16 protein-coding genes and 1 pseudogene are annotated in these 18,235 nt (G+C 52.3%); all 17 read right to left on the bottom strand.

What is annotated here, in order from left to right:
• Position 1: 1 nt before the first annotated feature.
• The 17 genes and pseudogenes from D8B20_RS02670 to D8B20_RS02590 all read right to left on the bottom strand — a co-directional run bounded on the left by D8B20_RS02670 (position 2) and on the right by D8B20_RS02590 (position 18,218).
• Positions 2-793, bottom strand: a complete 792-nt coding sequence (locus D8B20_RS02670; RefSeq protein ID WP_145886880.1) for a PP2C family protein-serine/threonine phosphatase — start codon at positions 791-793, stop codon at positions 2-4.
• A complete protein-coding gene (gene tagH / locus D8B20_RS02665; protein ID WP_145886877.1) occupies positions 790-2,610 on the bottom strand; it encodes a type VI secretion system-associated FHA domain protein TagH in 1,821 nt (606 codons plus the stop codon). The genes D8B20_RS02670 and tagH overlap by 4 nt, the downstream gene beginning before the upstream one ends.
• A 574-nt stretch (positions 2,611-3,184) precedes the next feature.
• Entirely contained in the window at positions 3,185-3,598 is a 414-nt protein-coding gene (locus D8B20_RS02660) for a hypothetical protein (RefSeq protein WP_145886875.1), read from the bottom strand.
• 200 nt (positions 3,599-3,798) lie between these two features.
• Positions 3,799-4,191, bottom strand: a complete 393-nt coding sequence (locus tag D8B20_RS02655; RefSeq protein ID WP_186454396.1) for a lysozyme inhibitor LprI family protein — start codon at positions 4,189-4,191, stop codon at positions 3,799-3,801.
• Positions 4,192-4,196: 5 nt separating this feature from the next.
• Positions 4,197-5,075 carry a DUF8812 domain-containing protein gene (locus D8B20_RS02650; protein WP_186454395.1) on the bottom strand — a complete coding sequence of 293 codons (879 nt, stop codon included), beginning with the start codon at positions 5,073-5,075 and terminating at the stop codon, positions 4,197-4,199.
• A 61-nt stretch (positions 5,076-5,136) separates the two neighbouring features.
• Complete coding sequence (locus D8B20_RS02645) at positions 5,137-5,619, bottom strand: Hcp family type VI secretion system effector (RefSeq protein ID WP_145886870.1); 483 nt, start codon at positions 5,617-5,619, stop codon at positions 5,137-5,139.
• 312 nt (positions 5,620-5,931) lie between these two features.
• Positions 5,932-6,141: pseudogene (locus tag D8B20_RS02640) on the bottom strand (type VI secretion system contractile sheath large subunit); the annotation flags it as partial.
• 4 nt (positions 6,142-6,145) lie between these two features.
• Complete coding sequence (locus D8B20_RS02635) at positions 6,146-6,796, bottom strand: hypothetical protein (protein WP_145886868.1); 651 nt, start codon at positions 6,794-6,796, stop codon at positions 6,146-6,148.
• Positions 6,797-7,187: 391 nt separating this feature from the next.
• Positions 7,188-7,745 carry a hypothetical protein gene (locus tag D8B20_RS02630; protein ID WP_145886866.1) on the bottom strand — a complete coding sequence of 186 codons (558 nt, stop codon included), beginning with the start codon at positions 7,743-7,745 and terminating at the stop codon, positions 7,188-7,190.
• A gap of 11 nt (positions 7,746-7,756) precedes the next feature.
• A complete protein-coding gene (locus D8B20_RS02625) occupies positions 7,757-8,473 on the bottom strand; it encodes an N-acetylmuramidase family protein (protein WP_261388050.1) in 717 nt (238 codons plus the stop codon).
• Positions 8,474-8,680: 207 nt separating this feature from the next.
• Positions 8,681-9,163 (bottom strand): Hcp family type VI secretion system effector, encoded by a 483-nt coding sequence (locus D8B20_RS02620; protein WP_145886864.1) that lies wholly within the window; start codon positions 9,161-9,163, stop codon positions 8,681-8,683.
• A 312-nt stretch (positions 9,164-9,475) separates the two neighbouring features.
• Positions 9,476-10,975, bottom strand: coding sequence for a type VI secretion system contractile sheath large subunit (tssC, locus tag D8B20_RS02615; RefSeq protein ID WP_145886861.1), 1,500 nt, complete (start codon positions 10,973-10,975; stop codon positions 9,476-9,478).
• A complete protein-coding gene (tssB, locus tag D8B20_RS02610; protein WP_145886859.1) occupies positions 10,975-11,505 on the bottom strand; it encodes a type VI secretion system contractile sheath small subunit in 531 nt (176 codons plus the stop codon). Before tssB ends, tssC begins: the two co-directional genes overlap by 1 nt.
• A 79-nt stretch (positions 11,506-11,584) precedes the next feature.
• A complete protein-coding gene (gene tssA / locus D8B20_RS02605; protein WP_145890350.1) occupies positions 11,585-12,601 on the bottom strand; it encodes a type VI secretion system protein TssA in 1,017 nt (338 codons plus the stop codon).
• A gap of 17 nt (positions 12,602-12,618) precedes the next feature.
• Positions 12,619-13,329, bottom strand: coding sequence for a type VI secretion system-associated protein TagF (gene tagF, locus D8B20_RS02600; RefSeq protein ID WP_145886857.1), 711 nt, complete (start codon positions 13,327-13,329; stop codon positions 12,619-12,621).
• A 14-nt stretch (positions 13,330-13,343) separates the two neighbouring features.
• On the bottom strand, positions 13,344-16,973 hold the full coding sequence (tssM, locus tag D8B20_RS02595) for a type VI secretion system membrane subunit TssM (protein ID WP_145886855.1): 3,630 nt from the start codon (positions 16,971-16,973) through the stop codon (positions 13,344-13,346).
• Between the two features lie 3 nt (positions 16,974-16,976).
• The gene (locus tag D8B20_RS02590; RefSeq protein WP_145886853.1) at positions 16,977-18,218 is read right to left on the bottom strand and encodes a DotU family type VI secretion system protein; all 1,242 of its coding nucleotides are present in this window, start codon (positions 18,216-18,218) and stop codon (positions 16,977-16,979) included.
• Positions 18,219-18,235: the final 17 nt, after the last annotated feature.

Raw genomic sequence — 18,235 nt, 5'->3', positions numbered from 1 at the left:
CTCAATCTCGAAGAGGGAAAAACTGCGCCGCTTCGGACAGCGAGTGCAGTAAGGTGGTGTCCTGCGGTGATCCAACCCAGACGGCCAGCGCGCTGAAGTTATCCTGCTGGCCGTTTTCCGGCTGCCCGTTTTTAATGATTTGCTGCATCAGGGTCAGCCACTCGTCCGGCGTGTTTACCATGTGCAGTGACTGCTGCATCTGCTCCAGCGTGACACCGTGCCAGAAGCCGTCGGTACACAGCAGAAACGCATCGCCATCCTCAATTTCCACCACGTCGCTGTAGCTGGCGTCACGCTGTTCATCCCCCATACCGAGCGCAAAGTAGAGGATGTTGCTGTTAATACCTTCCGTCTGATGCCCGGCATCTTTCATCTGCTGCACCAGGCTGTGATCGGTGGTGACGTGATAGAGATAGCCGCGGCGAAACAGGTAGAGCCGGCTGTCTCCGGCGTGCGCCCAGTAGGCCAGGCCGTAATCACGATCGATAAACAAACTGACCAGCGTGGTGCCCATGCGGCTGTGCTCGCTGCTGACTTTCTGCTGCTGCCGGATGGAATGGTTGGCGTGATTAACATAATCGCGGATGGACTGCGCATTCAGATGCGCGTTGCCATCAAAGGCCGCCATCAGGCTGCTGCGCGCAATCTTTGCTGCGACATCGCCGCCGGGAAAGCCTGCCACGCCGTCACACACCACGAAGCAGGCTGAGCGTTCACCGATGACATCACCGGTCTGATCCTGATTGCTGGCGCGGTCGCCCTGATTCGACGTGGAAGCAATAGTGATATTCATGCGTCATCCGTGTGGGTTTGTGAGTCTTTGTACTGATTAACTTCCAGGTCATAGGCATGCAGGAATGCTTCACCGAACAGCGTGTGGAAATCGTCTTCAATTTCGCCGGCGGTTTCGCCATAGCGCTCGACAAAATGTTCCCATAGCGCGGCTTTACGGCTGCCCGGCAGGCCCAGCCGTGACACCGATCCGGCCTGGCGGGCTTCCTCTTCAAGCTGCTCGGGATTAAAGGACTGCAGCATGGAAGCGATGATGGCGCGGATCCCAGCGATCATCCCCAGCTGGTGGGCCTGCAGATCGATCAGCGCATCCCGTACCGCCTGGCGCGGCGGCATGAAGCCCGGCATACGGCTGCCAAACATCTGCATCAGCACCGTTTTGCCGGACGGCAGCAGCTTGAACGGGTTATTGGCATCATCAAGGATTACCGTCATGTCCGCCTTGACGCCGCGCTTGAGAATCGAGCGGGACGACAGCAGTGCCACCGTGCCCTGTGAGAACATGCTGAGCATCTGGCCAAACTGCAGCATCTGTTCGCGATCAAACTGCGGCGTCGGCTGCAGATCGCGCAGCCCCATGCCTTCCAGCAGGGCATCCAGCAGTTCCCCTTTCAGCTGATCACCGCTGCTCTGGCCGCCGGCGTTGCCAGTGGCCGGTGCGCTGCTCTGGCTGGAGGCTACCGGATCGATACGCAGGCGCCCTTTCGGCGTCGGCGATGGCGTGCGCTGTACGGCCTGGGGCGTGGGCAGCGTAATGCCACCGTAATCCATCTGCGGTGCTACCGCCTCCGGCTGCTCTATCTGCGGTTCGCTCAGCGGCGACGTGGCCTGGGTTTCGGTGTCATCAAACAGGGGCGAACTGCTGAGATCTGCCAGCCCGACCGGAGACGTCTCCGACGACTGTTCACTTTGCGTTTCCGGCTGAGCGACGGGTTGCGGTGGTACCTTCTGTGCCGGAGCGATCGCCGGCTGCGCCAGCGGAACCGCATTGCCCATCATCAGGCCGAGCGGATCGTCGTGGTTGCGCACATCGCTGCTGCTCTGGCTGCCAAACAGGCTGAGCGGATCGAGTTCTGTGGTGTCACTTCCGACCTGCGGCTGCGCGGCGGCATTCTGCTGCGCCGACAGCGTGCTGGGAGTGCGATCGTCAAAGATGCTTTCTTCCGCAAACAGCGCATCTTCTTCATCAAACAGGCTGCTGTTTTTCGGCTGCTGACCGATATCCAGCGGCGCGTCGTTTACCAGCTGGGCCAGCGGATCTTCCGGATTGCGATCCGCCGCCGCAGGGGCCGTAAGCGGATGCGCTTCCGGCAGATCGATGGCAGCAGCTTTACGCCGGGAGAGATCGTCAGAGATCGAAAACTCTTTGGCCAGACTGTCCCAGATCTCGCTCGGAATCGCGGCAGTACCGCCGCTTTTTTCCTGCGGCATCTCATCCACAACCACGGCCGGTTTCACGGCGGGCTGCGGCGCGACGGGTGCAGCCTGCGGTTGCTGCGCACTGTTCAGGTCGTTAACCAGCAGCCGATAATCGTCAATGCCCAGCACATCCCCATCCTGCAGCTCAACCTGACGCCCCCGCTCCAGCGGGATGTCATTAAGCAGCACGCGCGTCACGTTGCCACGGTTAGTAAGGCGGCATTCACCGTCCGCCGTGATGTGCACAATCGCCTGCAGACGGGAAATGGTGCGATCGTCATCGGGTAAAACCAGATTATTATCCACGCCGCGGCCAATGGTGCCGCCTGGCGGAAGAAAGTCACAGCGGGTTTGCGGCGGCTGGTGGCCGGGTTTAGTCGTTATTATCGTAAAGCGCATAACGGGTTCCTGCGGTTAGCGGTTCGGCATCTATACTGCGCATCTCTGCGGAAAAGAGGCGGGGTATAGGAAGCGGGTGTGACGATGCTATGAGCGATATAAGGTGATTGATGCTGTGCTTTAAAGCGCGATGCGCTGTGTCATATTTGTCATTAAGAATTTTCGTTGGCTTAGAAATGATTGCAATTTTGTAGCGTCACAATGTATTGCCCGATGAAACGCGCCGCTACAATATGTGCGTGGCGCTGTGTCAGTAGACCGGTTCGAGACGATTAGCTGGGATGTAGCGACAACTGATTCATTCAATATTAACAATGAAAGCAGACATATATAATTCTGAAAAATTCATTCAGCATCCTGAAGAAATCAGTGCGTCCACTTATAAATTAAAGTATCATTATAAAATAAAATTTCCGCTGGTTACTCTTGAACAGGATGAATGCCCATATTTGCAAATATGCAGCCCGAGCCTATCAAAGCAGCTGATATTGCGAGTAACAGGTCCACAGTAGTTTTCCATAATCATGACTGTCCCAGCTTCAGGAGCTATGTCCATCACAGATGCTGCGACTGATTAACTATAATAGTTCCTCCAGATTATAAACCCCACGCCTCCCCCAATCATGAAAAAAGCAGTAACCAGGTTTAAAGTATGCAGACGCAGCAACCAGTTTATTTTTTCTTTAGGCAGGGACTGAATAAAATCATAGGTTTCCTTGTTTACCCTTTCATTCCTTTTATGATAGTGCATGACACCTTTATAAAGATAAGCAAAATAAGCTATTTTAAGCGGATGAAAGGATGCGCTAAAGTAAGATGAAATGTTCGTCGTGATGTCTAGCTGAAGATTTCTCTGTCGAAATTCAGACAAAATAACTTCGAATTTCCTGATATTTCTTCTAAAGATCACATAGCCAGAAATTTGTAAAACGATAGATAAAAGAAAAGAAAATACAGATAGAAAAATTAAAGCATCAGGAAAATTCATAAAATTTTATCCAATGTGCATCCTATCAGCTAACCGCCAACTTCCATATCATTTCGAATGCTTTACGTTTAAAAACTAATACTACCTTACCATTCATAATTAAATGTTATTAGAGATAAATTTATTTTGCAAGCTAACTATTGAATAGTTATCGCAATGGCTCATTGTGTTATGAGCCATTTATTATAACGATTGCATTATCATTCGTAAGGCATCGATTTAAGTTGACTGGTACGTGCCTCATCAATACGAGCTATACACCTATTATATAAAGTATCATGAGTAATCGTTCCTTTCTCAGCAAGATATGACTCCAGCTCACATTGGCCATCTCTGTATTTAAGCCATCCACGTTGCGACTCAATCAAAATTTTATTATAATTTTCCATATCTGAACTGGAAGATGAGTATTCTTTATTGATTCTTTTTTTGGCTTCTGAGTACTCATTATTCAATTTATTCTCAGCATTAGTTTTATCTAAACTATAACATGCATTAATTTCAGCATCGCTAACAGCACTGTCACAATTGCCCTGAGCAAACGATGGCAATGATGCTGCTAAAATGCTTATTGAAAACAAAAAAACCTTCATTAAATTCATCCTTTCTGCTTAAGATAGTTTACGCGCTGGCGCCCTTTTTCATACGATTGCATAACTGAGCTATTTTGTATATAAGTTATTAGCTCATTTGTATCATTATGCATACCTGCCTTCATAGGCTTACCACCTTTTGTAAAGCCCTGATAAACAAAATCCACGAGTACATCTCTTATTGGTGATCTAAGCTGATTCCAACTCACTGCATCTTTGCATGACTTCGTCCAATAGTTGTAATTATTTGAAGCACGCTGAACATATAAAGGATAGATTAATTCAAAAAGATTTTTCTGCATTGAATGGCTAATCTCACCAATTAACTCTCTGTTATCATTTACAAAAATCTTTGCTTGTCCACCTTTAAGACCTGAACCAGCGGCAATCATTCTTGCCTGACTTTCAGGTACACCTGAACTCACAAGATCACGATAAGTATCGTTTTCCGTACGACTGCCGATATCATAACCACGACCAATAGTTACGCCAGATAAAGATGTGGGCGGCCAATGAATAACCCTACTAAAAAATTGGCTACCTTTTATATCGTTACCTTCTGCATTAAAAGTTACCTGGCCAAATCTGACGAAAAGATTACCTGTAACATTCAAGTATTTTTCTGGTTCACTAGTTGTGACGATATTTTGGCTGGTATCTTCCATAGAAATAATCTTAAAGGTTTTACCATTAGCATCAACTTTTCCGTCTGGACGGCTCATGAACTGTTTTTGAATAGCCATAATAAAATGAACAGTTTTAGGACCACATATACCATCTTCTCTTAATTTGACTGACAGCTTTTTATTTATTAGTGCCTGAATTATTTTAACGTCACGCGGATCGTTAATACCACGCACCCCGACTGAATTATAAATACCCATAGTCATATCCTTATAATCTAAATTTAATTAGGGCGATATTATATCGCCCTAATTAAATTAATTAAGCCTCTCGGTTTTCTTTAATGTTCCAACCTGCACTGCTTTCAGCGCCCTTGCCGCCCGATGAGGTTTGCTCCCAGTACTGCTGTTTCACTTTCGAGGCTTGGAAAGTATAAGTGATTCCCACAGTGTCGCCACTGTCTGAACCTGTGTAATTTACCGCCGTAACTAAAACATCCTCTAATGTAATACGAGCATATTCAACTTGCTGCCCACCCGCTTTACATACAGAAAGTTCCACTTTAGATAAATGCTTACCGCTTGCGCAATATTTGAGTATTGCGGTTGTGGATTTGTCAATTAAAGCATCAACACTCAGATCAGCAAAGTTGACTTTACCTGCACCACCGCCGCCGCCAACAGACATATTACCCGGCTGGTTAGCACCCCAGCTAAAAGAGGTGATGTCGGTCCAGCCGGTGTGGTTGGAGTCTTTAGACTCGCCGGTCACGCCGTCAACTTTTAAAAACATATCAATAGCCATAATTATCTTCTCTTGCTTGATTTACGTTCTGTTTTGAAAAAGCATCGTTATGGCAAACAGGAAAGCATGGGGCTGAATAAAACAGTCCATATTTTACCTCTGCCTCGGTTTCTGTATATTGCTACATGGTGTATTCAGAGTGTTTTTATTGTCCCACTGGATGGAGCAATAAAAAATAGTGAATCCTTTAGTTTCCCGATATCAATATCGAAACGTGGAGACGGCTTGCAAATCTGCGTTTCGCGTCTGCACGTTAATTGCAAAACTCTGTGAGAATTCTGGCCGCCATAAATGGCGGCCTGATGCAATTAATCAGTTCTCGTTCGATTTGAGTGAAGGCAGTTTCGATACCAGGCGCAGCGAAACGGTCAGGCCTTCCAGCTGATAGTGCGGACGCAGGAAGAATTTCGCTGCATAGTAGCCCGGGTTATCTTCCTGCTCTTCCACGCTCACTTCGGCTGCGGCCAGCGGCTTGCGTGATTTGGTCTCCTGTGAGGAATTCGCCGGGTCGCCATCGACATATATATTAGTTTACAGGCTCAAGGAATGTAGACTGAATATATCCTGCCGTTTTTCCAGTCAACTCCGGCTGGCTCTCATCGTAGTTGGCTACATAAAACCAGTCCTGATTAACCGTTCTGACTTTAACAAGGGGCGTTTGTGAAGAAATCACAGCGACCTTTTCACTGTCCGGCAATGGCTCGCTATGGAGCTCAGCCTGCTGAATCCCATCTCGTAACATCATAGTGATTAACCATGGATAATTATCACAACCGTTATCCGTAAAGTTTTTTTTCGTCTGCTGTGTTGTGAAGCTAATCAGCGTCGCCTGATAAATACGCGCATCACATTCTTTTGTGGAAAAGAGGCCACTGAATTTTAAACTGCCGTATTGTTCGACGTGACCTTCTTTATATTTAAAGAATTCATCAGGAATGTAAGAGAACTCCTTAGCAATAAAATTCTTTATTTTATCTACTCCACTGATATTAATAATTATGGCTGCGCTGTTTTTTTGATCCGTACTAAATCGCAGCAGGAGTTCCGGAGAGTTAACATTGTTATGCCAGTGAGGCAACCAGTATGCCTGTAGTGTTCCGTTTTTAACCACTTCGCTGGAGACGGCCATCTGACCTGAAGCTGCGAACACTATAAAAAAAAGCGGGATCCATTTCATTTTAACAACCGTGTCAGAAAAATAAATCTTATTCCATGCTTTTCAGGCGGTATCAAGATCATCATTGCTTTCACCGTTCACAATCTTTACTACAGTAGATCCTCGAAACCCCTTCGATTCATTACCTATACTAGTGTTAAGTATAAAATTGTCAGTGCATTGAATTGACTCTAAATCAGATTAACTTTTATAAAGATTTTGACGCTATTTTTAAAGTGAATGCGCATCCTTAATAACAGGCCCATTGGCATTATTACGTTGTAAAAAACATGCTTAATACAAAGCAAAACGCAGATGAAAGGTGAATTATACGCATCCAACACTTAGAATTAAAACTTGGTAAAATGAACTACACTGGCTTAACTGAGTGGCTCAGTTGAGCCACTCAGCCTTATTTCTGATAGCTTTTCCGCAGAGCAGAAATTGTTTTTAAATATGAATTTTGAAACTTTAACGTCGTCTTCTCATCATAAGTAAGGTTTTCGACTAAAGGCGGGATTCCGAAAATAAAATAAGCATTACTATAACGACCGGGGGCTTCGGTAGTGTAAACCACCGCAATTTTCACATTTTCGTCATCTTTTTTAGATATCAAACCGCCTGAATCAACTTTATGGCAACCTAATGTTTCCCAGTCTCCTTGCCCTACCGTTGATATAAACGCGTCAATTTTTGATCCATTTTTGCTCCAGCCAATGAAACAAACAGGCTGGACCTCTTTTATCCATCCTTTCCCCTGAATAAGAGTGCCCAGAATTTTTCCATTCCTGTTCAACTGAAAGGTCTGACCTTCATCAAGTTCAACTCTTGCTAAATCATGTTTCTTAGCCTCATTAAAGATATTTTCTTTATAAGAATCTTGTTTAGATAAGGATAAAAAAGTAGAAGCAGCAGCGATATGAGTGGTCATTAATAATAGCAAAAATGAAGTAAAAACACCTTTTTTCATAAATTTCTCAATTAATGGTGCAGTGCGTAATCGTAATTTCTCGATAACTTAACATCATAATTGTTGCGTTTATAGTTTACACTATTATAGTGCCTTGCAAAACTGGCCCAGTTTTTTGGGAGGATAGCATTTAGTAAAGAGGGTATATGAGAAACATGGTTAACGAAAGCATACACCTGACCAGAAATAGTGTTCATCCCCTGTACAAAGGCTTCGACATTGGCATAGCCAGATGTCGCGTAATTACTTCCCATTATCTGAAAAGTACTCCAGGAGGCTGATTGCAACGCTGCCGTTCGATCAAGCGCAATGGCTTTATTTAGCTTGTCATATTGTGCACCAGACTTGCCATAGACTTCATATGCCTCGCCGGAAATATCCGGATGGCTTTTATCATATTGGTGATTAGTCAGACGGCTAAAATAATGTCTTTTATACAAAATGGTGGGACGCCCCGAGGCATCAAAAGGACTTTGTCTGCTTTCAGACATTACCACCGCCTTTATTGCTGCCGGCTCACAGTTTAGTGCTTTCGCCATGCTGACATACATTTCGTCAGTTACCTGAGATAAAGTAGTATCCAGACTAATTTTAATGGTTTTTACTGGTGTAATATTACCATATAACCTGCGCATTGTTGGGCCATGAGGTGAGATAATGCCATCGGGGTTTATCATCCTGACAACTTTTTCCTGAAAATCTTTTATTCTGGCAATTGTTTTTTTCACCAACATAACCATCAACTTTTAGTGTATTACCCGGAGATGTCACAATGCTGTTCGCATTGAGTAATGACTGAACGGTTTTAACATCACGATACTTGTTAGGCTGCCTTATGCCAACTCCCTGACTTATTTTTATTGTACTCATAAAAACCCCTCTTAATTCAGCATTGAAATCGCATAGAACTACGCCCCCATCCGGGGGCGCAGGCATTAAGCCTCTTTATTACTCTTAATGTCCCAGCCAGCGCTGCTCTCAGCACCTTTGCCACCAGAAGCACTCTGCTCCCAGTATTGTTGTTTCACTTTAGCGGCCTGGAACGCGTAAGTTACCCCTACAGTATCGCCGTTATCGGAACCTGTGTACTGAACAGATGTCACAAGCACATCTTCGAGGGTAATACGGGTATATTCAACCTGCTGACCACCCGCCTTACAAATGGATACTTCTACCTTATTAACGTGCTTACCACTTGCGCAAGCTTTTAAAATAGCTGTAGTAGACTTGTCAATCAGAGCGGTAATATGTAAATCATTAAAATTCACTTTACCTGCACCACCGCCGCCACCTACCGCCATATTACCAGGCTGATTTGCACCCCAGCTAAAAGAGGTGATGTCGGTCCAGCCGGTGTGGTTGGAGTCTTTAGACTCGCCGGTCACACCATCAACTTTTAAAAACATATCAATAGCCATAATTATCTTCTCTTGCTTGATTTACGTTCTGCTTTGAAAAAGCATCGTTATGGCAAACAGGAAAGCATGGGGCTGAATAAAACAGTCCATATTTTACCTCTGCCTCGGTTTCTGAATATTGCTACATGGTGTATTCAGAGTGTTTTTATTGCCCCACTGGATGGAGCAATAAAAAATAGTGAATCCTTTAGTTTCCCGATATCAATATCGAAACGTGGAGACGGCTTGCAAATCTGCGTTTCGCGTCTGCACGTTAATTGCAAAACTCTGTGAGAATTCTGGCCGCCATAAATGACGGCCTGATGCAATTAATCAGTTCTCGTTCGATTTGAGTGAAGGCAGTTTCGATACCAGGCGCAGCGAAACGGTCAGGCCTTCCAGCTGATAGTGCGGGCGCAGGAAGAATTTCGCTGCATAGTAGCCCGGGTTATCTTCCTGCTCTTCCACGCTCACTTCGGCTGCGGCCAGCGGCTTGCGTGATTTAGTCTCCTGTGAGGAGTTCGCCGGGTCGCCATCGACATAGCTCATTACCCAGTCATTCAGCCAGCGTTCCATATCGTCGCGCTCGCGGAAGGAGCCGATTTTGTCACGCACGATGCACTTCAGGTAATGCGCAAAGCGGCAGCAGGCGAACAGATACGGCAGACGCGCGGCCAGACGCGCGTTGGCGGTGGCATCGGCATCATGATATTCAGCCGGTTTCTGCAGCGACTGCGCACCGATAAAGGCGGCGAAGTCGGAGTTTTTGCGGTGTACCAGCGGCATAAAGCCGTTTTTCGCCAGCTCAGCTTCGCGGCGATCGCTGATAGCAATCTCGGTCGGACACTTCATGTCTACGCCGCCATCATCGCTCGGGAAGGTGTGACAAGGCAGGTTTTCTACCGCGCCACCAGATTCCACGCCGCGGATCGCGGTGCACCAGCCGTACTCTTTAAATGAGCGGTTAATGTTCGCCGCCATCGCGTAGGCCGCATTGCTCCAGGTGTAGCCGTTGTGATCGGAGCCGTCGGTCTGCTCTTCAAAGTCAAAGCTGTCAACCGGGTTGGTGCGGATACCATACGGCAGGCGCGCCAGGAAGCGCGGCATCACCAGGCCGAGATAACGTGCATCTTCGGATTCACGCAGGCTGCGCCAGGCAGCGTACTCGGTGTTCTGGAAAATTTTGGTCAGGTCGCGCGGGTTTGCCAGCTCCTGCCAGGATTCCATCTGCATGACTGTCGGCGCGGTACCGGTGATAAACGGGCAGTGCGCAGCCGCGCCGATGCGCGCCATCTCACCCAGCAGCTCAACATCCTGCGGGCTGTGGTCGAAATAGTAATCCCCGACGAGGCAGCCAAACGGCTCGCCGCCGAACTGACCATACTCCTGCTCGTAGATTTTTTTGAACAGCGGGCTCTGATCCCAGCCCGCGCCCTTGAAGCGCTTCAGGTTCCGGCCCAGCTCCTGCTTGGAGATGCTCATAAAGCGGATTTTCAGCATCTCATCAGTTTCGGTGTTGTTAACCAGATAGCTCAGGCCGCGCCAGGCGCTTTCCAGCTTCTGAAACTCTTCATGATGAATGATCTGGTTGATCTGCTGCGACAGCTTCTCATCGATTTCCGCGATCAGCGCCTGAATGGTGCGGTACGTATCACTGGAGACGGTAACGGTGTTTTCCAGCGCCTGCTGCGCCAGCGTTTTTACCGCGCTCTCTACTGCCTCACGCGCCTGATCGCTGGTTGGCCGAAACTCTTTATTCAGCAGTGCGCTCAGTTCATCCTGGCTGAAGCTGGCAGCGCCCTGCGCCTGTTGCTGCTGTGAAGTCTGCGCCATTATTGCTCCTCCTTCTCTTCGGCGGCATCGCCCTGATTTGGCAGATGCGTCAGCGACTGCAGCAGAGTAGGATCCTGCAGGATTTTACCAATCAGCTCTTCTGCGCCGTTTTTGCCATCCATATATGTCAGCAGGTTGGAAAGCTGCGTGCGCGCCTCCAGCAGCTTGCTCAGCGGTTCAACTTTGCGCGCAATCGCATCGGGCGAGAAATCATCCATGCTTTCAAACGTCAGCTCGACGTTCAGCTTGCCTTCGCCATTCAGGGTATTATCCACCTGGAAGGCAACGCGGGGCTTCAGGGCTTTCATACGTTCATCGAAGTTATCGATATCGATGTCCATAAATTTGCGATCGTCGATGCTGGCCTGCGGCTCCAGGGGTTTCCCCACCAGATCGGCCATTACACCCATCACAAACGGCAGCTGAATTTTGCGTTCCGCGCCATAAATTTCCACGTCATATTCAATCTGAACGCGAGGCGCGCGATTGCGGGCAATGAACTTCTGCCCACTGGATTTCGTTGGTGCCATGGTTTTCTCCATTAATGATGCGCGGGTAAAGTCTCGCAGGAGGCGCGCAGGTCTCGCTGCGTTGAGGAGTTACGCTCGCTTAATCGCGGCGTCCAAAGATGGTTTCCAGCTGGTGCACGCCATCAGGGGCCAGATCGCGGATGATGTCCATGAAGTCACGTTCAATCAGCCGCTGTACGCGGTCGATCATCAGCGGAGCCGGATGGCTGGGCTCATGCTGGGCGAAGTACTGTTTTACTTTCTCCAGCATCAGCTGTGCGTCGGCACGTGAGCCGATCTGCACGCTGCGCCAGTCCTGCACGGCGCGGGCAGGCGCAGGGGCGGACGCGGCGGCGGCCGGCTGGTCAGCGCCCTCTGCGGACACCGTAACCTGCAGCGCGCTGAGATCCGTTGCCTGACAACGTTCAGCAATCAAAGCGATTTGCCTGCGCAGCTGCGTCAGTTCCGGTACCGCGCTGGCGTCCAGACGTTCTGCCAGGGTTTCACAGATAGTTTGCAACCGCTCACTTATCTGTAAAACCGCTTCAATACCGGGTTGTTCGCCGCGTGCCAGTTCATCTGTCAGGCGTGCCAGCCCGCCGGGATAGTCGGCGATCTCGGTTTTACTGCCGTCACAAAGCGCGGCTGCGTCGCGCAGCGTAATGCCGTCCGAGGCGTAGCGCAGCAGCCATGACTGGCGCACTGCGCTGGTCAGCGCGGATTTATCTCCCAGCAGCGCCACGGCGTTGATGCGATAGAAGGGATCTGTTTCGCCAAACTCCTCCAGCCGTGGCCACAGCGGCTCCCAGTAGAGCAGCAGTGATTGTTCAATCAGTTTTAATCCCTGCGCATAACCCGGCAGACCACGCAGCTCTGTCCATGCGTGAGTAAGTGCTAACATCACGCGCAGGTCTTTGCTGCGGCCAAGCAGGTCAATCGCCAGCTTCTCAACTTTATTCCAGTCGGCGGGTTCGGCCGGGATGATGGTATCGCCGAACTGCTGTTCGGCTTTGCCCTGACTGGCCTGTTCCATCGCCTGAAAGTCAGCATGGTATTCAAGGTTTTCCCCGCAGGGATTGTCACTGCTGACCGGTGCCAGCAGCGCGTCGGCATTCATTGTCATGGGCTCAGGTCTCAGGATTCAAACATCGGGGGATAAAGTCCGTTTCGTCCGGGTTTCGCCCCGCCGGCCGGGTCAAACAGCAGGGAGAACAGCTGAGCGGTAAAGTTGCCGCTGTGCACCTGCGTATAAAGCGGAAAGCCATCACTCTGGTTCGTCCACCAGAAGCTGGTGTAGAACTGCGGGTCGAAACTTTCGCCCGGCACTTTCCAGTTCAGCGTCGGAGCGGATTCGCCATTGCCAATCACATCCAGGATGTCCGACGGTTCGCCCTGCACCGGCTGCGGTTGCGGAATGCTGAGCAGCGCCTGATCCAGCTGTTCCGGCGTCCCCCCGTTTTGCACCACGCGCAGCAGGGTATTACCCATTTGCTGATACCACTCACCTGAGCGTGCCAGCAGCGCGGGTGACCACTCCGCCGGCGTGTAATGGCGCAACGCACACAGCGGATAGTTACGCCCTACGCTATCGCGTGCGGCAATCAGGCAGCCCATCTGAATCAGCTGGCTGCCGAGCATCGGCGGTACCACAAAATTCCATACCGGCGCTTTAAGAAATGCGCGCGCCGGGGCATTCTCCTTCTCTTCACTGCTCTGCCAGTGATGCAGGCCGATCTGAAACCAGCCGGACCATTGCCGGTAAAGCACATCAGGGAAACGGCGCTTCACAAAGTCACCCGAGCTGGGCAATTTGCCGTACCAGCCGGGCGCTGCGTAATGAGTCATTGTCGGGTCCTGTTTCAGGGGCAACTAAAGCCGGGAAGCTGGAACGGATTACGAATACTGCCAGGCGTAAACGACAGCGTGACCTGGTGGCCATCCACGTTAAAGCTGGCTTCACGCGTTAAGCCGCCGACGGAGGTCACGCGTGCACGATCAAAGAAACGGTTCAGCGCCCATGGGCCACTGGTGACCAGCGTAGACGTGGTGCCATTGGTCAGTCCAAGCTGCATGCGCACCTGGCTGGTGCCGCCCGGGCCGGGCCAGCTCACTATCTGCACGGCCTGTGGGCCGTGGCTGTAACGCAGTTGCTGACCGTCAACGTCCAGCGTCATGTTGAGGATATCGTTGTCCATTTTGACGGTGCGCAGCGTGACGCGGAATGATGGCGTGGTGGCACCGCTGGTAAAGAACGCATCACGAATCGCCTGCGCCTGCTGGAACGGACGCAGTAACGCTTCACCACCCGGCAGGGTTTTGCCGTCGATTCCCGGCGTGAAACGCCACGCCGTTCGGGTGGTATCCACTTTACTGGCGAGGTTATCGCGGAAGAAGCTATCCATCAGCCCGCTGCCGGGGGCGAACATACGCGCCAGATCGTCCGGGGTCACTTCACTGCGGGCACTGCGCACCAGCGGATAGCGACCGGCAATCGCCTGACGACAGAAGCTGCCCACTTCCATGGTGATGCGCTTGCGCACGTTGTCCATATCCCGGCGCTGCGCATCACTGCTGGCCCCTATCGCCATGCCCGACACCATATTCTGCAGCGATCCCGGCAGGCGACCGGCGCTGGCCTGCAGGCGGCTGATGGCATCACCTGCGGGAGGCGGCATGCCGCTATTGGCGGCGTCCTGCACCGCGGTGAGATAGCGATACAGATCGTCAATCTGGTGCAGGAAGTCATCCACCGCCAGCACCTTACTGCCCTGCTGCAGCGGCTGCGCCAGTTCAAGAAGCGGCGCAAAGTGCAGCGCGACCGCCTGCTCCGGTGCCTGCTGTGCCGCGCCCTGCCCGCTGGCAGCCCGGGCACCCGGGCTGCTGAACAGCGCTTCGAGAGTTCGGGTGGCGCTGTTATCGCTGGCGGATTGCGGTGGCGGCGTTTTGTCGTCTGGCTGGGCCTGGGTCAGCGTCAGCAGTTTGCTCAGGTTGATTACCAGCTGGCGCAGTGGCGAGTGCGTGCCGGAAAGCAGACGCGCCGTGTTAATACGCTGTGACAGATCGGCGCTGCTGTTAAGCTGAATATCGCTGAGGAACTGCTCCCACTGGCGGATGTAATCCTGTACATAGAGCTGCCGCACCGCGAGATCGGTCTGCTGGCTGTTTTCCTGCGTGGCGACAGCGCCCAGCACCCATGCATCATCGCGATACAGTGCCTGCGTGACCGGGGCGATTTGCTTATCCACGTGCTGCCAGTAACCGTCCGGCGTAAACAACCCCGGCACACCCTCGTTTATCGATTTACCACTTTTACGCGAGAACACCAGTTCACTCTGCGGCCCGCCCAGCGCCGAAAGCGTAACCGGTTGCAGGCTGCCGTCGCGTTGCAGCAGGCGTTTCAGGCGTCCGTAGACGCGCTGAGACAGCGGCATTTGGTTAATCAGCGCCTGCTCGCGCTTTACCAGCGCATCATCTTTCGCATACGGAGAAGACTGAATCTGCGTCTCCAGCAGCTGCTGCAGATGCCACGCCAGCTGCTTCACTTCCTGCTGCGTCACATTCTGCGGTAGCTCACGGGAAATATTGAGCATCAGCCAGGCGTGCAGGAATTTGCCGTCGTAATGTTTCGGCTGATACAGCATCTGGTAGGCTTTCAGCGCTTCGTAGCTGTAATCAGCGTCGCTGCCGTTATCGTTGCGCAGCCAGCGCGTGATGTTTTGCGCCACCTGCGGCATCAGCAGCTGTTTCAGCGCCTTATCGTACAGCGCCTGCGTGGCATCACTGACTTCCGTGCCGCGATACAGCCCCATGCGGCGCGTCAGCGGCGGATCCTCCAGCGAAAAATCTGCACTTTTCGGCAGCTGCAGCAGCGTATTCAGGTAGGGCACCAGCGCAAACAGATCGCCGCTGCTTTCACGCTGCAGCTGCGCGCCCAGCCGTTCCACCTGCGGCGTTTTACCTGCCATCTCCTGCAGATACGCTTTGTTTTTGCTGTAGCTGGTCAGCCATAGCGCACCGGCAATCAGCACCAGTACCAGCAGCGCCAGATAACCTGACCATAAGCCGGCACGATTGCGCAGTTCCCACCAGCGGTTACTGCCCGCCAGCCCCGCTTCCTGGAAGATAACGTTTTCCAGCACGCCCTTCAGGAAGAAGCTCTGGCCTTTGTTCGGCGGGATAGGCGCCTCTTTATCCACCTGATCCCAGCTGCCGGATTCACCCGGACGCTGTCCCGGCAGATGCAGCGCACGGCTCAGCTCGCCCATTACGCGGTCAAACGGCAGACCCTCCTGGGTGCCGCTGGCGAAGTAGATGCCGCGTGGTGCAAACTGGGTTTCGAAATCAGAACGGGCAAACAGCGTATCCAGCGCATCCGCCAGCAGCGGCCGCAGCGCCGCGAACTCCTGCGGGAACAGATAGCTTTCCGCACGCGACTGCGCATCGCTTTCGGCCAGCAGCGTATCAGCAAGCCCCGCCTCCAGCCGCTGCTGCAGCAGGGCATACTCCTGCTGAAACTGACTGTTAAGCTCGAAATCCGCTGTTGAAGCCTGCGCCCAGGGGAAAGTGAAGCCCCAGATTTGTTCGCGCTGCGTTTTATCCAGCGAAGCAAAATAGCTGCGGAAGCCTTTGAGCAGATCCGCTTTGGTCACCAGCACATACACCGGGAAGCGAATACCCAGCCGGTCATGCAGCTCCATCAGCCGCTGGCGCAAAGCGATGGCCTGATTGCGCATCGCCTCCGGTGACTGCGTGAGCAGATCGGAAACGCTCAAAGTGACAATAACGCCGTTAACCGGCTGACGTCCGCGGTATTTGCGCAGCAGATCGAGGAAGTGATGCCATTCGCTGGCATCGCGCTCCTGCTGGCTCTCCTGCGTGGTATAACGGCCGGCGGTATCCAGCAGAACCGCTTCGTTTGTGAACCACCAGTCGCAGTTGCGCGTGCCGCCAATGCCCCGCAGCGCCGCTTTGCCAAACTTATCCGCCAGCGGGAACTGCAGGCCGGAATTGACCAGCGCGGTGGTTTTACCGGCACCGGGTGCGCCGATGATCATGTACCAGGGCAGTTGATAGAGATACTGATGGCTGAAGCGCTGCGCCCAGAACGGCGCGCCTTTACCGCTGCTGCGCTGGAAATGCGCCTTTTTCAGCAGTTCCGTGGCTTCAGAAAAGCGGCTGGCCAGTACCTGCTCTTCATTGGTCAGTTGCTTGCGGTCCTGCGCCGGCGCGTCGCTTTTGCCGGCATCCAGGCTCGACATGAGCTTGCGATTCAGCCAGAAATTATACAGCCGCGGGATCGCCTGACTTAACCCCCAGACCAGGTACAGCAGAGCAATACTGATGATGCGATTCTGCTCCGGCTCAAGCGGACGCGAATCAACAATAGAGAACACCGGGCCAATCACCCAGATGATAAAGGAGAGTGCGGTAATACCCACAAAGCCCCACGCGAGGCGGCTGGTGAGCACCGCAAAAAGCATGTTCAGCATGGATTAGTTCCCTCTCGCCAGGCCGTTAAGTTCCGCTTGCGTTGCGTCCGGTGCCACCCGCAGCGTAATTTCAACGCGGCGGTTGCGGGCACGATTTTCTGCACTGGTGTTCGGCACCAGCGGATGGCTTTCGCCACGCCCTTCGGCTTTCACCCGTGCCGGATCGGCCAGCTGCTGTTGCAGCAGCATCTGCACTGACTGCGCACGCGCCAGCGAGAGTTCATAGTTCGAAGCAAAACGGGCGCTGCGGATCGGCACGTTGTCGCTGTAACCAATCACCAGAATTTTCCCGCTGACGTTGTTCATTGCCGCGGCGATGCGCTGAATTACCGCATCGTAACGTCCGCGCACTTCGGTTGACGCCGAAGCAAACAGGCCGTCCCCCTTCAGCGTCACGACGCTCTGGTCCGCTTCATCACGTACCGCCACCAGCCCGGCGTCGATTTCCGGTTTCAGGAACGCTTTCAGGTTAAGCGTGGCCGGCGGCGGTGGCGCTGGGTTACGAATCTGGACTTCCGGCAGTGTTGTCTGGTAGATGCTGGCCAGCACCGGTGAGGTGTAATCGCCGAGCCGCCAGTTGAGCACGATATAGAACAGGCAGGCAGCGAAGCCCGCCACGGCCGCGCAGGCCCACAGCGGGATCATCGGCCGCCACAGTTTGCGCAGCACCGGCTGATCGGCAGGATGAGGTGACAGCGCTGCGGCGTAACTGCCGCGCACGCTTTTGATCATCTGCAGCAGGCGCTGTTTGATGGTCTCCAGCTGCGAACGGCCGTTATCCAGCACGCGATAGCGCCCTTCGAAGCCCAGCAGCAGGCAAAAGTAGATCAGCTCCAGCAGCAGGATATGCTGGCGCGGGTTTTGCGACAGCTTCGCCAGCAGCTGGAAAAACTTCTCACCGCCCCAGGTTTCATTGTGGAATGTCACCAGCAAGCCATTGCTGGTCCAGACGCCACGGCTGCCCCACGGCGTCAGCGCAGCGGCTTCGTCCAGCGCGGTACACAGACAGTAGCGGGCACCGACGATCACTTCGTAACTCAGGCCCGCCTGCTGGCACTGCAGTTCAAAACGGCGGATCTGGTCGATCAGTTGCTGACGCAGCCGCGCCGGATCGTCATGCGACACGGAGTGGCGAATCTGCGGAATGGCATTGATGAGCGGGTTTGCGGCCGCAACCAGTCCATTCTGATGGCTGACATCCTGCTGTGTGACGTCACTGTTCAGTTTCTGTTGTTCCTGCATCATGCGGCGTGCTCAGTTTT

Source organism: Candidatus Pantoea soli (assembly GCF_007833795.1).
Classification (GTDB): Bacteria; Pseudomonadota; Gammaproteobacteria; order Enterobacterales; family Enterobacteriaceae; genus Pantoea; species Pantoea soli.
Note: the sequence above shows the minus strand (reverse complement) of the source record. Positions and strands in the feature narration are given on the sequence as shown.

Excerpts from the sequence above, each read along its gene's own strand:
- tssA (WP_145890350.1), bottom strand. The coding sequence starts at position 12,601 with ATGAATGCCGACGCGCTGCTGGCACCGGTCAGCAGTGACAATCCCTGC.
- tssC (WP_145886861.1), bottom strand. The coding sequence starts at position 10,975 with ATGGCGCAGACTTCACAGCAGCAACAGGCGCAGGGCGCTGCCAGCTTC.
- D8B20_RS02655 (WP_186454396.1), bottom strand. The coding sequence starts at position 4,191 with ATGAAGGTTTTTTTGTTTTCAATAAGCATTTTAGCAGCATCATTGCCA.
- D8B20_RS02590 (WP_145886853.1), bottom strand. The coding sequence starts at position 18,218 with ATGATGCAGGAACAACAGAAACTGAACAGTGACGTCACACAGCAGGAT.
- tagH (WP_145886877.1), bottom strand. The coding sequence starts at position 2,610 with ATGCGCTTTACGATAATAACGACTAAACCCGGCCACCAGCCGCCGCAA.
- tagF (WP_145886857.1), bottom strand. The coding sequence starts at position 13,329 with ATGACTCATTACGCAGCGCCCGGCTGGTACGGCAAATTGCCCAGCTCG.
- D8B20_RS02620 (WP_145886864.1), bottom strand. The coding sequence starts at position 9,163 with ATGGCTATTGATATGTTTTTAAAAGTTGATGGTGTGACCGGCGAGTCT.
- tssM (WP_145886855.1), bottom strand. The coding sequence starts at position 16,973 with ATGCTGAACATGCTTTTTGCGGTGCTCACCAGCCGCCTCGCGTGGGGC.
- tssB (WP_145886859.1), bottom strand. The coding sequence starts at position 11,505 with ATGGCACCAACGAAATCCAGTGGGCAGAAGTTCATTGCCCGCAATCGC.
- D8B20_RS02630 (WP_145886866.1), bottom strand. The coding sequence starts at position 7,745 with ATGAAAAAAGGTGTTTTTACTTCATTTTTGCTATTATTAATGACCACT.
- D8B20_RS02645 (WP_145886870.1), bottom strand. The coding sequence starts at position 5,619 with ATGGCTATTGATATGTTTTTAAAAGTTGACGGCGTGACCGGCGAGTCT.
- D8B20_RS02635 (WP_145886868.1), bottom strand. The coding sequence starts at position 6,796 with ATGAAATGGATCCCGCTTTTTTTTATAGTGTTCGCAGCTTCAGGTCAG.
- D8B20_RS02670 (WP_145886880.1), bottom strand. The coding sequence starts at position 793 with ATGAATATCACTATTGCTTCCACGTCGAATCAGGGCGACCGCGCCAGC.
- D8B20_RS02660 (WP_145886875.1), bottom strand. The coding sequence starts at position 3,598 with ATGAATTTTCCTGATGCTTTAATTTTTCTATCTGTATTTTCTTTTCTT.
- D8B20_RS02650 (WP_186454395.1), bottom strand. The coding sequence starts at position 5,075 with ATGGGTATTTATAATTCAGTCGGGGTGCGTGGTATTAACGATCCGCGT.